Source organism: Streptomyces sp. DSM 118878, from assembly GCF_052936595.1.
In genome coordinates, this window is the sequence record NZ_CP193622.1 from 2089992 (window position 1) to 2103881 (window position 13890).

The 13890-nt window shown below is 69.3% G+C and carries 12 protein-coding genes and 1 pseudogene; 2 read left to right on the plus strand and 11 right to left on the minus strand.

Annotated elements, in window-relative coordinates:
• Window positions 1-25: 25 nt before the first annotated feature.
• On the minus strand, window positions 26-1387 hold the full coding sequence (gene pafA / locus ACRAKF_RS08965) for a Pup--protein ligase (protein ID WP_447036398.1): 1362 nt from the start codon (window positions 1385-1387) through the stop codon (window positions 26-28).
• A gap of 9 nt (window positions 1388-1396) precedes the next feature.
• On the minus strand, window positions 1397-2656 hold the full coding sequence (locus ACRAKF_RS08970) for an MFS transporter (protein WP_447036399.1): 1260 nt from the start codon (window positions 2654-2656) through the stop codon (window positions 1397-1399).
• Window positions 2657-2786: 130 nt separating this feature from the next.
• On the opposite strand from ACRAKF_RS08970, the gene ACRAKF_RS08975 reads away from it, so the two are divergent.
• Entirely contained in the window at window positions 2787-3812 is a 1026-nt protein-coding gene (locus tag ACRAKF_RS08975) for a LacI family DNA-binding transcriptional regulator (protein WP_447036400.1), read from the plus strand.
• A 71-nt stretch (window positions 3813-3883) separates the two neighbouring features.
• Here the strand turns inward: ACRAKF_RS08975 and prcA are convergent, their stop codons facing one another.
• The 6 genes and pseudogenes from prcA to arc form a co-directional block, all read right to left on the minus strand.
• On the minus strand, window positions 3884-4651 hold the full coding sequence (gene prcA, locus ACRAKF_RS08980) for a proteasome subunit alpha (protein WP_447036401.1): 768 nt from the start codon (window positions 4649-4651) through the stop codon (window positions 3884-3886).
• A 49-nt stretch (window positions 4652-4700) separates the two neighbouring features.
• On the minus strand, window positions 4701-5549 hold the full coding sequence (gene prcB, locus ACRAKF_RS08985) for a proteasome subunit beta (protein WP_447036402.1): 849 nt from the start codon (window positions 5547-5549) through the stop codon (window positions 4701-4703).
• Window positions 5501-5938: pseudogene (locus ACRAKF_RS08990) on the minus strand (endonuclease VII domain-containing protein); the annotation flags it as partial. The pseudogene ACRAKF_RS08990 and the gene prcB, both read right to left, overlap by 49 nt.
• A 76-nt stretch (window positions 5939-6014) precedes the next feature.
• A complete protein-coding gene (locus ACRAKF_RS08995) occupies window positions 6015-6233 on the minus strand; it encodes a ubiquitin-like protein Pup (RefSeq protein WP_447036403.1) in 219 nt (72 codons plus the stop codon).
• A 123-nt stretch (window positions 6234-6356) separates the two neighbouring features.
• Window positions 6357-7868, minus strand: coding sequence for a depupylase/deamidase Dop (gene dop, locus ACRAKF_RS09000; RefSeq protein ID WP_447036404.1), 1512 nt, complete (start codon window positions 7866-7868; stop codon window positions 6357-6359).
• A 213-nt stretch (window positions 7869-8081) separates the two neighbouring features.
• Window positions 8082-9848, minus strand: coding sequence for a proteasome ATPase (gene arc, locus ACRAKF_RS09005; RefSeq protein WP_447036405.1), 1767 nt, complete (start codon window positions 9846-9848; stop codon window positions 8082-8084).
• A gap of 255 nt (window positions 9849-10103) precedes the next feature.
• On the opposite strand from arc, the gene ACRAKF_RS09010 reads away from it, so the two are divergent.
• Window positions 10104-10418, plus strand: coding sequence for a ferredoxin (locus tag ACRAKF_RS09010; RefSeq protein WP_447036406.1), 315 nt, complete (start codon window positions 10104-10106; stop codon window positions 10416-10418).
• 60 nt (window positions 10419-10478) lie between these two features.
• Here ACRAKF_RS09010 and ACRAKF_RS09015 read toward each other — a convergent pair whose 3' ends face one another.
• From ACRAKF_RS09015 to ACRAKF_RS09025, 3 genes are all read right to left on the minus strand, one after another.
• Window positions 10479-11060: a hypothetical protein gene (locus ACRAKF_RS09015; RefSeq protein WP_447036407.1), complete on the minus strand. Its 582-nt coding sequence runs from the start codon at window positions 11058-11060 to the stop codon at window positions 10479-10481.
• A gap of 231 nt (window positions 11061-11291) precedes the next feature.
• Complete coding sequence (locus tag ACRAKF_RS09020) at window positions 11292-12194, minus strand: tRNA (adenine-N1)-methyltransferase (protein ID WP_447036408.1); 903 nt, start codon at window positions 12192-12194, stop codon at window positions 11292-11294.
• A 60-nt stretch (window positions 12195-12254) separates the two neighbouring features.
• Window positions 12255-13793 (minus strand): site-2 protease family protein, encoded by a 1539-nt coding sequence (locus ACRAKF_RS09025; protein ID WP_447036409.1) that lies wholly within the window; start codon window positions 13791-13793, stop codon window positions 12255-12257.
• Window positions 13794-13890 lie beyond the last annotated feature (97 nt).

The following is a 13890-nucleotide window of genomic DNA, read 5'->3' on the forward strand; positions in this document are numbered from 1 at the left end:
GGGGTCACATCCCGGCGGGCCGGGGTCACATACCGGCGATCAGCTTCTCCACACGGTCGTCGACCGACCGGAAGGGGTCCTTGCACAACACCGTGCGCTGTGCCTGGTCGTTGAGCTTGAGGTGCACCCAGTCGACCGTGAAGTCGCGGCGCTGCTCCTGGGCGCGCCGGATGAAGTCGCCGCGCAGCCGCGCGCGGGTGGTCTGCGGGGGCACCGACTTGCCCTCGAAGATCTTCATGTCGTTGCAGATGCGGGCGGCTTGGCCCTTCTTCTCCAGGAGGTAGTAGAGCCCGCGACGGCGGTGGATGTCGTGGTAGGCGAGGTCTATCTGCGCGACCCGCGGATGCGACATGGTCATGTTGTGCTTGGCGCGGTACCGCTCGATGAGCTTGTACTTCATGACCCAGTCGATCTCGGTGTCGATGCGGTCGAGGTCCTCGGCCTCGATCGCGTCCAGCGTCCGCCCCCACAGTTCGAGCACTTGCTCGACGGTGCCGGTGCGGATGCCGCGGCGGTCGACGAAGTCCACCGCCTTCTCGTAGTACTCGCGCTGCACTTCGAGGGCGGACGCCTCGCGGCCGCTGGCCAGACGCACCTTGCGGCGGCCCGTGATGTCGTGACTGACCTCGCGGATGGCCCTGATCGGGTTCTCCAGCGTCAGGTCCCGCATGACCGTGCCCGCCTCGATCATGCGCAGCACCAGGTCGGTGGCGCCGACCTTGAGGAGCATGGTCGTCTCGGACATGTTGGAGTCACCGACGATGACGTGCAGCCTGCGGTAGCGCTCGGCGTCCGCGTGCGGCTCGTCGCGGGTGTTGATGATCGGACGGGATCGGGTGGTCGCGGAGGACACGCCCTCCCAGATGTGCTCGGCGCGCTGGCTCACGCAGTACACGGCGCCGCGCGGAGTCTGCAGCACCTTCCCCGCGCCGCACAGGAGCTGGCGGGTGACGAGGAACGGGATGAGGATGTCCGCGAGCCGCGAGAACTCTCCGTGCCGGGCCACCAGGTAGTTCTCGTGGCACCCGTAGGAGTTTCCGGCCGAGTCGGTGTTGTTCTTGAAGAGATAGACGTCGCCCGCGATTCCCTCCTCGTGAAGGCGACGTTCTGCGTCGACGAGCAAGCCTTCCAGAATGCGCTCGCCGGCTTTGTCGTGGGTGACCAGCTCGGTCACGTTGTCACATTCGGGTGTTGCGTATTCCGGATGTGATCCCACGTCAAGATAGAGGCGGGCGCCGTTCCGCAGAAAGACGTTGCTGCTGCGGCCCCATGACACAACACGGCGGAAGAGGTAGCGCGCCACCTCGTCAGGCGACAGCCGGCGCTGTCCCCTGAACGTGCACGTGACGCCGTACTCGTTCTCCAGCCCGAAAATGCGGCGGTCCATGACTGAACATTACGCCTGATGCCCGGCACTGAAACCGGGTTCGACGGCACCGTTTCGATCATTTTCCGATGAACCCGCAACGACCCCCGTTTCCCCGGGTGTCACCATTACCCGCGCGGTGGCCAGCAAAACCACGAGAGCCGCTCCACCAGCGAGTCCCGGCACCGCGAACCCCCCTGCCGTCCCGCCCCACTCGACCACGGGACCCGCGGCGGCCGTGCCCAGCGAGGCGCCGACCGTGAACGTCGTGACGAGCCACGAGAACGCCTCGGTGACCGTGCCCCGCGGGGCGTGCCGGTCCACGATGATGAACGCGCAGGCGAGCGCGGGCGCGAGGAAGACCCCCGCCAGCGCGGTCAGCGCCGTCATGGCGAGCGCGCCCGGCACCAGCGTCAACGGCACGTAGCAGACCGCGAGAAGAGCCACCAGGACGCTCAGCCGCCGCTCCGGGACGCCGTGCCACTGCCGGGCGCCGTACACCGAGCCGCCGATCAGCGCGCCGAGACCGAGCGCCGCCATCATCCAGCCGTAGACCGCGTCACCGCCGTGCCCGTCCGCGTACGACACTCCGGCGACGGTGATGGAGCCGAGCGCCATGCCGATGAAGAGGAACGCGCCGAGGAGCGCGAGGAGCCCGGGCGAGCGCAGCGCCCCCAGCCAGTGCGCCTCGCGGGGCGCCGAGCGCCACGCGCGTGACGGCTGGGACATCACCACGGAGAGGGCGCCCAGCACGCCGATCGCGTTCACGACGAGCAGCGCGGCCTGCTCCGACCAGAGAGCCACGCAGCCGGTCACGAGCAGCGGGCCGACGGTGAACATCACCTCCTGGGCGATGGCGTCCATCGCGTACGCGGTGTGGATCCGCTCCTCCTTGCCGAGGACGCTCGGCCACAGCGCCCGCAGGCCGCCCTCCAGGGGCGGCGTGAACAGCCCCGCGGCGCCCACCGAGACGTACGCAAGGGCCAGCCGGTCGGGCCCGGTGAAGGCGAAGGCCGCCATGCCGAGCGCGGAGAGCAGGGCCGCGGGAAGCTGCACGCGCGGCTGGCCGTGCAGGTCCACGAGCCGGCCCAGCAGCGGCTGCCCCACCGCGTTGGCCACGCCGTACACCGCGGCCAGCGCCCCGGCCAGGCTGTAGCTGCCGCCCTCCGCGCGGATGAACAGCACGATCGCGATCGCCGCCGTGGCGTTGGGCAGCCGGCCCACCAGCGTCCCGGCGAGCAGCCGTGTCGCATACCGCGTCCGGAGGATCTCCGCATATCCCGCAGCCATGTCCGCCTGCCCTTCCCCCACGCCGCCACGGCCGGGGTTTTACGTATAACTTCGAGCGCCATACGTACCATGAGCGCTGTCCACGGGGCCACCGCATGCCCGCCCGCGGACCACGATCTGGGAGGTAACCGTGGCCGGGCCACAACAGGAGACCGGGGGCCCCCGGCCGCCCACCAGCCGCGACGTCGCACGTGTGGCCGGTGTCTCACAGGCGACCGTCTCCCTGGTGCTCGGCGACAAATGGCACGGCCGCGTCGCCGAGGCGACCGCCGAACGCGTCCGCGCCACCGCACGCGAGCTCGGTTACCGGCCCAACCTCGCCGCCCGCAACCTCCGCCTCGGCAGAACCAGGACCGCGCTGCTCGTCGTCCCCGCCCTCACCAACGAGTTCTTCGCCCACGTCCACACCGGGGCCGCCCGCGTCGCCGCCCGGCACGGCTTCGGTGTCGTCCTCTACCTCTCCCCCGACGGCACAGGACCCGCCCGCGACCCCTTCGACTCCGCGCGGGCCTCACTGGACGGCGTCCTCGCCTCCTCCATGGCCTCCCACGCGCTCGCCGCCATCCGCGGCGACGACCTGCCCCTGGTCATGCTCGACAGCGACCCCGCCCGCAGCCTCGGCGCCGCCACCGTCAACCTCGACCTCGCCGACGGCATGCGCCGCGTGACCCGGCACCTGCTGGCCCTCGGCCACCGCGACTTCCTGCACCTCGCCGCCGACATCGACTCCTGGACCTTCGACGTACGCGCCGACGCCCTCGCCACGGCCCTCAGCGGCACCGGCACCGCGCTGCGGCGCGTGGCCGCGCCCCTGACCGTCGACGCCGCCCGCACCGCCGCGGAGACCGCCCTGGCCGCGCCCGGGCCCCGGCCCACCGCGGTCATCTGCGACGACGACTTCCTCGCCGCCGGCGTCTGCAAAGCGGCCCGGCGGCTCGGGCTGCGCGTCCCCGAAGACCTCTCCGTGACCGGCTTCGACGACCTCACCCTCGCCACCGCCGTCGAACCGGAACTCACCACCGTCCGCCTGCCCGCCGAACACTTCGGTGAGCGCGGCATGGAGTCCCTCGTCGCCGTCCTCGAAGGACGCACCCCCGACTCCACACCCCTGGCCGTCGAACTCGTCGTACGGGACTCGACAGGGCCCGCCCGCTGACCGGCCCCGCACGCACGAACGCCCCGCGCCCCCGGCGGACTGCCGGGAGCACGGGGCGCACGCGGGACGGACTACTCGCCGTCGGCCTCCGTCTCGGGCTCGGCCTCGGGCTCCGTGTCGGACGGGGCGTCCGTCGAACCGCCCTCGTCAAGGAGGCGGGACAACTGCCGTCCCACGATCCGCTTGAACTTCCGCTGCTGCGGCCGCGTCCGGTCGAGCACCGCCACCTCGAGGCGCTCGGCGGGAATCTCCCGCTCACTGCCGTTGGTGTCCCGCGACAGCGCGCGCACCGCGAGCTTGAGCGCCTCGGCCAGCGTCATGCTGTCGCTGTGGTGCTGGTCCAGATACGTGCTGATCTGCTCGGCGTTACCGCCGACGGCCAGTGAACCGTGCTCGTCCACGATGGAACCGTCGTGCGGCAGGCGGTAGATCTGGTCGCCCTCGCGGGTGACACCCACCTCGGCGACGACCAGCTCCACCTCGTAGGGCTTCTCGGCGGCGCTGGAGAAGATCGTGCCCAGCGTCTGCGCGTACACGTTCGCCAGACCACGCGCCGTCACGTCGTCGCGGTCGTAGGTGTAGCCGCGAAGGTCGGCGTACCGGACACCACCGATACGCAGGTTCTCGTACTCGTTGTACTTGCCGGCGGCCGCGAAACCGATGCGGTCATAGATCTCACTGAACTTGTGCAGCGCCCGGGACGGGTTCTCGCCGACGAACACGATGCCATCGGTGAATTGCAGTACGACCAGGCTGCGGCCGCGCGCGATGCCCTTCCGGGCGTATTCCGCACGGTCGGCCATCTGCTGCTGAGGTGATACATAGAACGGCGTCGACACCGGATCCGTCCCTTTCTGTCAAAAACTGCTGGCGGCGAATTCGGGACGGTCAGAGCAGCGCGGCACGCGGGCCGTCGGGCTGTTCCAGCCGCCTCTCCAGGATCGAACGCGCGATCGCCGCGGACTCGTCGTCCGTCAGCCTGCGGAAACCGTCGTCGGTGATGACCGTGACGATGGGATAGATCCGCCGCCCCACATCGGGGCCGCCGGTCGCCGAGTCGTCGTCCGCGGCGTCATACAGCGCCTGGATCACCAGAGTCGTCGCCTGGTCCTCGGTCAGACCACCGTGGTACAGCTTCTTCATGGCGCCGCGGGCGAAGACCGAACCGGAACCGGTCGCCGCGTACCCGACGTGCTCCTCGGAGCGGCCACCCGTGACGTCGTACGAGAAGATGCGGCCCTTCTCGCGGTCCACGTCGTACCCCGCGAAGATCGGCACCACGGCCAGGCCCTGCATGGCCATGGCGAGGTTGCCCCGGATCATCGTGGAGAGCCGGTTCGCCTTGCCCTCCAGGGAGAGCGTGGCGCCCTCCACCTTCTCGAAGTGCTCCAGCTCCAGCTGGAAGAGCTTCACCATCTCGACGGCCAGGCCCGCCGTGCCGGCGACGCCCACCGCCGAATACTCGTCGGCCGGGAAGACCTTCTCGATGTCGCGCTGCGCGATCATGTTGCCCATCGTCGCCCGCCGGTCACCGGCGAGGACCACGCCGCCGGGGAACGTGACGGCCACGATGGTCGTGCCGTGCGGCGCCTCGATCGCGCCCTGGAGGGGCGGCAGTTGACGGTTACCCGGCAGGATCTCGGGCTGATGCTCGGTCAGGAAATCCATGAAGGACGACGAACCGGGCGTCAGGAAGGCAGCTGGCAGACGCCCGGTGCTACGAGTGTTGGCTTCCACGAGGATCCCTCCAAATAGGCGGCAGCAGCCCGACGAACTGTGTCGGGATCGTCTCCCAACTTGCCGATGGCCGAATTGCAGTTGAAGCACAGTACGCCACGGACCCTACCCGTTTCGTGGCAGTGATCCACATGGACTGCGGGGGCACTGAGACAGATCACGCAGAGCCCCGTTGGGGAGGCGATCACCTCGTCGCGCTCGGCTTCGGTCATGCCGTATTGGCGCTTCAGGTGCCCCTCCCGCCCCTGGATGGCCCGGCACGCCTTGCAGCGCGTCGACAGGCCATCCGAGGCGGTTCCATTGCGGTGCCACTCGGCATGAGGTGTGACCTCGCCGCACGTGCGGCAGAGCTTGCGCCCCTCGGGAACGTCTACCTTCCCGCGAGCTGTTCGCCGCGGAGGCGCGGACAGGAAGAGTCTGCTGACAAGCGGAGCACTTCTTCCCGATGCCCACTTCGGACATTCGTCACTGTCCGCCCTTTTGCACGAAACTCCGGACAAAGTCCTCGGCATTTTCCTCCAAGACGTCGTCGATCTCGTCCAGAACGGAGTCCACGTCGTCGTTGAGCTTCTCCTGGCGCTCCTTGAGGTCCTCGGAGCCCTGCGCCTCCGGCGCCTGCTCCTCGGTCTCCTCGGTGTTGCGCGTCGCCTTCTGCTGTCCGCCGCCGGTGTCCTTGGTCGCCATCTACCTCACCCCGCTCGCTCGGTTAGACGTTCTTGATCAGACCCTACAATCCGGGTCCGACATCGGCCCCGCACTTGGTGCAACGTACGGGACCCACCTCTGTGATTCCCTCGTCGATGACCTTTAGCCGCCGGAAAGGACCCGAACCAGATCCTCCGCCGAGCGGCAGCGGTCCAAGAGCTCCTTGACGTGGTTCCTGGTGCCGCGCAGGGGCTCCAGGGTCGGCACTCGTTGCAGAGAGTCACGACCGGGCAGGTCGAAGATGACGGAGTCCCAGGAGGCGGCGGCCACGTCGTCCGCGTACTGCTCCAGGCACCGGCCGCGGAAGTACGCGCGCGTGTCCTCGGGCGGCTTGGTGCCTGCGCGCTCCACGTCCGCCTCGTCGAGGAGCCGCTTCATCTTGCCCCGGGCGACCAGGCGGTTGTACAGCCCCTTCTCGGCCCGTACGTCGGCGTACTGGAGGTCGACCAGGTGGAGGCGCGGCGCGTCCCAGTCGAGGTTGTCACGGCGCCGGTAGCCCTCCATGAGTTCGCGCTTGGCGACCCAGTCGAGCTCGCCCGAGAGGCTCATCGGATCGCTCTCCAGGCGGCCGAGCACGTCCTCCCAGCGGGTCAGCACGTCCTTGGTCTGTTCGTCCGCGTCGGAGCCGTACCGCTCCTCCACGTACTTGCGGGCCAGTTCGTAGTACTCCATCTGGAGCTGTACGGCGGTGAGTGACCGGCCGCTGCGGAGTGTGACGAGGTGCTTGAGCGACGGGTCGTGGGATACCTGGTGCAGGGTGCGCACCGGCTGGTCGACCGCGAGGTCCACCGCGATGAAGCCGTCCTCGATCATGGCGAGCACGAGGGAGGTGGTGCCGAGCTTCAGGTAGGTCGAGATCTCCGAGAGGTTGGCGTCGCCGATGATGACGTGCAGCCTGCGGTACTTCTCGGCGTCGGAGTGCGGCTCGTCACGGGTGTTGATGATGGGCCGCTTCAGGGTCGTCTCCAGGCCCACTTCCACTTCGAAGTAGTCGGCGCGCTGGCTGAGCTGGAAGCCGTGCTCATGGCCGTCCTGGCCGATGCCGACCCGTCCCGCGCCCGTGACGACCTGGCGGGAGACGAAGAACGGCGTCAGGTGGCGCACGATGTCCGAGAAGGGGGTCTCCCGCTTCATCAGGTAGTTCTCGTGCGTGCCGTAGGACGCGCCCTTGTTGTCGGTGTTGTTCTTGTAGAGGTGGATCGGCTGGGCTCCGGGGAGCTGCGCCGCGCGGTCGGCCGCCTCGGCCATGATGCGCTCGCCGGCCTTGTCCCAGAGGACCGCGTCCCTGGGGTTGGTGATCTCCGGTGAGCTGTATTCGGGGTGCGCGTGGTCCACGTAGAGACGCGCTCCGTTGGTGAGGATGACATTGGCGAGGCCGATGTCCTCGTCGGTCAGCTGGCTGGCGTCGGCGGCCTCGCGGGCGAGGTCGAAACCTCGCGCGTCCCGCAGCGGGTTCTCCTCCTCGAAGTCCCAGCGGGCGCGTCGCGCCCGGTGCATCGCCGCTGCGTACGCGTTGACGATCTGGGATGAGGTGAGCATGGCATTGGCGTTGGGATGGCCGGGGACGGAGATGCCGTACTCCGTCTCGATGCCCATTACTCGCCGTACGGTCATGCGGCCCTCCTTGCCCGGCGGCGCTCCCATTCGGGAACGGCGCTCAAGTACCGCTGGTGCTCCAGTGCGCGTGCGGTGCCCGTCCCCGCACTGCGCGACTCGGCGGTACCGAAGAGACTAGAACGCCTTTGCGCTGGTGGGGAGATCATTGCCTTCATTGAAAAGCAGACGGCCGCGGGTACCCGTGAAGGACACCCGCAGCCGCCCTGTGTTCTAGAGGTATTGACCGGTGTTGGCCACCGTGTCGATGGAGCGTCCGGTGTCCGCGCCCTGCTTTCCGGTGACGAGGGTGCGGATGTACACGATCCGCTCGCCCTTCTTTCCGGAGATCCTGGCCCAGTCGTCCGGGTTGGTGGTGTTGGGCAGGTCCTCGTTCTCCTTGAACTCGTCGATGCAAGCCTGGAGGAGGTGAGCGACCCTGATGCCCTTCTGGTCCGCTTCGAGGAAGGCCTTGATGGCCATCTTCTTGGCGCGGCCCACGATGTTCTCGATCATGGCGCCGGAGTTGAAGTCCTTGAAGTAGAGGACTTCCTTGTCGCCGTTGGCGTACGTCACCTCGAGGAAGCGGTTCTCCTCGGATTCGGCGTACATCTGCTCGACGACGGACTGGATCATGCCGTGCACCGTGGCGCGCCGGTCGGCGCTGTGCTCGGTGAGGTCGTCGGCGTGCAGGGGCAGTCGTTCGGTGAGGTACTTGGCGAAGATGTCCTTGGCCGCCTCGGCGTCCGGGCGCTCGATCTTGATCTTCACGTCGAGTCGTCCGGGGCGCAGGATCGCGGGGTCGATCATGTCCTCGCGGTTGGAGGCGCCGATGACGATGACGTTCTCCAGGCCCTCCACGCCGTCGATCTCGGCGAGGAGCTGCGGGACGATGGTGTTCTCCACGTCGGAGCTGACGCCGGATCCGCGGGTGCGGAAGAGCGACTCCATCTCGTCGAAGAAGACGATGACGGGGGTGCCCTCGCTCGCCTTCTCCCGCGCACGCTGGAAGACCAGGCGGATGTGGCGCTCGGTCTCACCGACGTACTTGTTGAGGAGCTCGGGGCCCTTGATGTTGAGGAAGTAGCTCTTCCCCGTGGGCTGGCCGGTCACCTCGGCGACCTTCTTGGCGAGCGAGTTGGCGACGGCCTTCGCGATCAGCGTCTTGCCGCAGCCGGGGGGCCCGTACAGCAGCACGCCCTTGGGCGGCCGCAGTTCGTGCTCCTTGAAGAGATCGGGGTAGAGGTACGGGAGCTCGACGGCGTCCCGGATCATCTCGATCTGGCCGCCGAGGCCACCGATCGCCTCGTAGCTGATGTCGGGGACTTCTTCGAGGACGAGCTCTTCGACCTCGCTCTTGGGCACGACCTCGTAGACGTAGCCGGAGCGGGGTTCGAGCAGCAGGGCGTCGCCCGGGCGGATGGTGACGTCGAGGAGGGGTTCGGCGAGCCGCACCACTCGTTCTTCGTCGGTGTGTCCGACCACCAGGGCGCGGTCGCCGTCCTCGAGGATCTCCTTGAGGGTGACGATGTCGCCGACGCTCTCGTACTCCATGGCCTCGACCACGTTGAGCGCTTCATTGAGCATGACTTCCTGGCCGCGCCTGAGCTCTTCGAGCTCCACGCTGGGGCTGACGTTCACCCGGAGCTTGCGGCCCCCGGTGAAGATGTCGGCCGTGCCGTCCTCGTTGGCCACGAGGAAGACTCCGAAGCCGGCCGGCGGCTGTGCGAGCCGGTCGACTTCCTCCTTGAGGGCCACGATCTGGTCGCGGGCCTCGCGGAGCGTGTTGGCGAGCCGTTCGTTCTGTGCTGACACGCCGGCCAGGTTGGTCTGCAGCTCGACGATCCGCTCTTCGAGAATCCTCGTATGACGCGGAGAGTCGGCGAGCTTTCGTCGCAGGACGGCGATTTCCTGCTCGAGATAGGCAACCTGACCGGCGGGGTCTTCAGACCCTCGCCCCGGCCGGATGCCGCGGTTGATGTCGTCGTCGTGGGCTGCCACGGTCCTCACCTCCTCCAAGGGGAGCTGGACGCTTCCAGACCCTACCTGGGTGGGTGTCGATTGAAACCCCTAGATCACAAACAGGATGGGGGTGTGTCCGATCTTCACCCTTGCGCTCTCCCTCACTCTCAGGTGAATACCCACCCAACAACATCGGAAAGCGGGCGGTTGTATCGTCGAAGTGTTCAACACCCGTCAGAGCTGGCCCGACTTACCGTGTGGTCGGCCCGCTCGGCGCAGCTACCGGCAGGAGAGATGACCGTGCGGCACGAGGCCGAGACCGGCAGTGAGGGCCACGACCTTCTGGAGGTCTGGATCGATCAGGACCTCTGTACCGGGGACGGCATCTGTGCGCAGTACGCGCCGGAGGTCTTCGAACTGGACATCGACGGACTGGCCTACGTGAAGAGCGGCGACGACGAGTTGCTGCAGGCGCCCGGAGCCACGACGCCGGTGCCGTTGCCGCTCCTGCGTGATGTCACCGACTCCGCGAAGGAGTGTCCGGGCGACTGCATCCATGTGCGCCGGGTTTCGGACCAGGTCGAGGTCTACGGCCCTGACGCTGAGTGATCCGCCTCACCCGGTGAGGCGCCCGCGCCGTGTCGGACGTCGCGCACTGAACGTCGCGCGCTAGACGTCGCGCGCTCCGGCCGGCGTCGTCCTCTCGAATGTGCCGTCCTTCCACTGCCACTTGGCCGCGTCCTTCCGGTCGGGGCAGCAGCGGGGGACGTCCAGTGACGAGTATCCGAGCAGGGTCGCGGTGACCGCGCCGTCGCGTACGGCGAAGTCGGTGGTGTTGAGCCGGTCCGCGGGGTCGACGAGTGTCGCGACCACGCGGGGTTTTCCGGTGCCGGGGCGAGTGATCACGTAGACGCCGTCGGGCGGGGTGCCCGAACCGGCGCGGCAGTGCACCACGGCGACGGTCTCGGCCCGGCCGTCCCCGTCCAGGTCGCCGAAGGCCTTCTCCTTCACGACGGACTTCGCGGTGCCGCAGTTCAGCGGGAAGTCCACGGACGCGGGGTCGGGCGCCGGGACGGGTGCGCCCGCGGCGGCTCTGGTGTGCGCCTTGGCCCCCGTCTGGGCGGCCGTGGCGGCGTCGGGCTCGATGAAGGCGGAGCCCGCGACGACGGCGGCCAGCGCGGCCGCGGTGGCCAGCCAGTGGATGGGGCGGGCGGCGGTGTGTGCCAGTTCCGGGACGGCGGGGTGCTGCACGAGGAAGTGTCTCCTGTGAGGGCTGTGCCGGTGGGGGAGGTGGCCAGCATCGTGCCATACGTCACAGTGAGGTGGAACACCGGGGTCCGGGGGCACTCGGCCTGGTTCGGTCCGCGGCTTCCGGTACGCGGCTGGTGCCTCGTCAACGAAACGGCGCCGCCGCCGAGTTCCCTGGTCGGTCAGGGAACTCGGCGGCGGCGCCTGCTCATTGGACGGGGCCTGTCGCGCGGGTCAGCGCGGGGTGCCGCCGTCCGCGTTGGGTCCGGAGTAGTCCTCGCCGTACGCGCCCTTGGCGGGGCGGCGGCGGCGCATGGGGGGCTCGACGCCGTCCGCGAGGCGGCGGGCGGTGAGCAGGAAGCCGGTGTGCCCGATCATGCGGTGGTCGGGGCGGACGGCCAGGCCCTCGACGTGCCAGTTGCGGATCATCGACTCCCAGGCGGTCGGCTCGTTGAAGCCGCCGATCTCGCGGATGGACTCCACGGTCCGCGCGAGCTGGGTGGTGGTCGCCACGTAGCAGCAGAGGATGCCGCCGGGGACGAGCGCCTTGGAGACGACCTCCAGGCACTCCCAGGGGGCGAGCATGTCGAGGATGACCCGGTCGACCTCGGTGTCGCTGAGGTTGTCCTGGAGGTCGCCCACGGTGAGCTGCCAGGCGGGGTGGGGGGCGCCGAAGTAGCGCTCCACGTTCTGCCGGGCGATGTCGGCGAAGTCCTGACGGCGCTCGTACGAGTGCAGCATTCCCTCGTCGCCGACGGCGCGGAGCAGGAAGCTGCTCAGCGAGCCCGAGCCCACGCCCGCCTCGACGACGCGAGCGCCGGGGAAGATGTCGGCGAAGGCCAGGATCTGCCCCGCGTCCTTGGGGTAGACCACGGCGGCGCCGCGGGGCATGGACAGGACGTAGTCGGGGAGCAGGGGTCGCAGCGCCAGGTAGGCGACATTCCCCGTGGTACGGACAACACTGCCCTCGGGAGCGCCGATCAGCTCGTCATGGGGGAAGGAACCCTTGTGGGTGTGGAAATTCTTCCCGGCCTCGAGCGTGAACGTGTAGTGGCGTCCCTTGGGGTCGGTGAGCTGGACCTGGTCCCCGACCTTGAAGGGCCCGCGACGGCGGGCGGCACCGGTCGGTTCGGACATGTGACCAGCCTACCGGCCGCGGCGGACACCGCCGACCACGGTGGCGGCCGCCGGGGGCCTTCAGGAGGGCCGGGCCATCGCCTTGACGAAGGCCCGCTCGACGTCGGCCGCGGAGAGGACTCCGTAGATCTCGCCGGAGTCCTCGACGACGAGGTACTCGGTGGCGGGGGTGGCCCGGAGCGTGTCGAGCAGCTCCTCCCCCGACAGCTCGGCGGAGACGCGCATCCCCTCGGTGAGGTCCTGGGCGAGGCCGCTGACCGTGACCCAGGGGCGGCGGTGCTGGGGCACGGAGACGATGGCCGCCTCACGGACGACGGCCTTCGGGTCGCCGTCGGGGTCGACCACCACCAGGGCGCGGGCGCCCGCGTCGTTGGCGCGGCGCAGCGCTTCGGAGAGGGGGGTGCCGGACTCGACGGGCACCGCGCGGCGGGTGAGGGTGCGGGCGCGCAGTTCGGGCAGGTGTTCGCGCAGGCGGGCCATGCGCAGGCTGTTTCCTGCGCCGGTCCAGATGATGGCGGCGAGGATCGCGGCGAGCAGGGCGTCGGTGACGGTGTCCATGCCGCTGATTTCCTGGGGGTCGCCGCCGAGGGCGCCGGACTGGTTGAGCAGGGGCAGTCCGATCAGTACGGAGACGGCGAGCGCGCGGCCGACCCAGGCGGCGGCGATGGTGCCGCTCATCGGCTTGCCGGTGATCTTCCAGACGACGGCGCGGAGCATGCGGCCGCCGTCCAGGGGCAGGCCGGGCAGGAGGTTGAAGGCGGCGACGATGAGGTTGGAGATCATCAGTCCGGCGAGCAGGACGCCGGGGACGGTGCCGGGCTCGACCGCGCGCATGCCCGCGTAGAACACCCCGGCGAGCACGAGGGAGAGCAGCGGGCCGACGAAGGCGAGGACGAACTCCCGGCCCGGGGTCTCCGACTCCTTCTCGATCTCCGAGACGCCGCCGAAGAACTGGAGCTGGATCCGGCGCACCGGCAGCTTGAAGCGGAGGGCCGCGACGGTGTGGGCCAGTTCGTGGACGAGTACGGAGGCGTAGAAGGCGACGGCGAAGAAGAGCGAGACGAGGTAGCGGACGCCGCCCAGTTCCGGCAGGACGCGGTCGAGCTGGCCGCCGAAGACCCAGGTGATGAGGGCGGCGACGAGGAACCAGCTCGGTGCGACGTACACGGGCACGCCGAACGGCCTGCCCATGAGCAGGCCGCCACCGGGGCCCTTCCGCGTCTTGGGCGGTCCGCTCTTGCGCCGCCCGGGACCGCGCTCGCCCGGCACCCGCTCGCGCGCCTCGGCGGGGGCGGGGGCGGGCGCCGGGTCCGGCTTGGGCGCGGGCGCCGCACCATCGGCGGGCGCCTGCTCATCGGCGGGGGCCGGATCCCGGTTCTCGGCAGGGCTCGGTCGCGTGGTGTTCGGTTCGGTGGGGGTGCCGTCCTCGGGGTGTGGGGCCTCGGGAGACTTGTCGAGTGGAGTGATCGGCCGGGCCTCGGGCCGCTCGTCGGCCACGTCGAGCGGGCGCGGCGACCCGGAGGCGCCGGCCTTCCCGCTCGGACGTGGGCCCTCGGTGCCGTCGGACTGCGGCCTGCCGCTCTCGCCGCGTTCGTCCACGATGTCCCCTCGATCGAAAGCGTCCCTCGCCCCGGTATGGCGTGGTTACCCACACGATCATGCAGGGCGAGAGGGTTCGTCGTCGATGGTATGCGTC

Coding starts and splice junctions, on each gene's coding strand:
- ACRAKF_RS08995 (WP_447036403.1), bottom strand. CDS start 6,233: ATGGCGACCAAGGACACCGGCGGCGGACAGCAGAAGGCGACGCGCAAC.
- ACRAKF_RS09010 (WP_447036406.1), top strand. CDS start 10,104: ATGACCGTGCGGCACGAGGCCGAGACCGGCAGTGAGGGCCACGACCTT.
- pafA (WP_447036398.1), bottom strand. CDS start 1,387: ATGGACCGCCGCATTTTCGGGCTGGAGAACGAGTACGGCGTCACGTGC.
- dop (WP_447036404.1), bottom strand. CDS start 7,868: ATGACCGTACGGCGAGTAATGGGCATCGAGACGGAGTACGGCATCTCC.
- ACRAKF_RS08970 (WP_447036399.1), bottom strand. CDS start 2,656: ATGGCTGCGGGATATGCGGAGATCCTCCGGACGCGGTATGCGACACGG.
- ACRAKF_RS09020 (WP_447036408.1), bottom strand. CDS start 12,194: ATGTCCGAACCGACCGGTGCCGCCCGCCGTCGCGGGCCCTTCAAGGTC.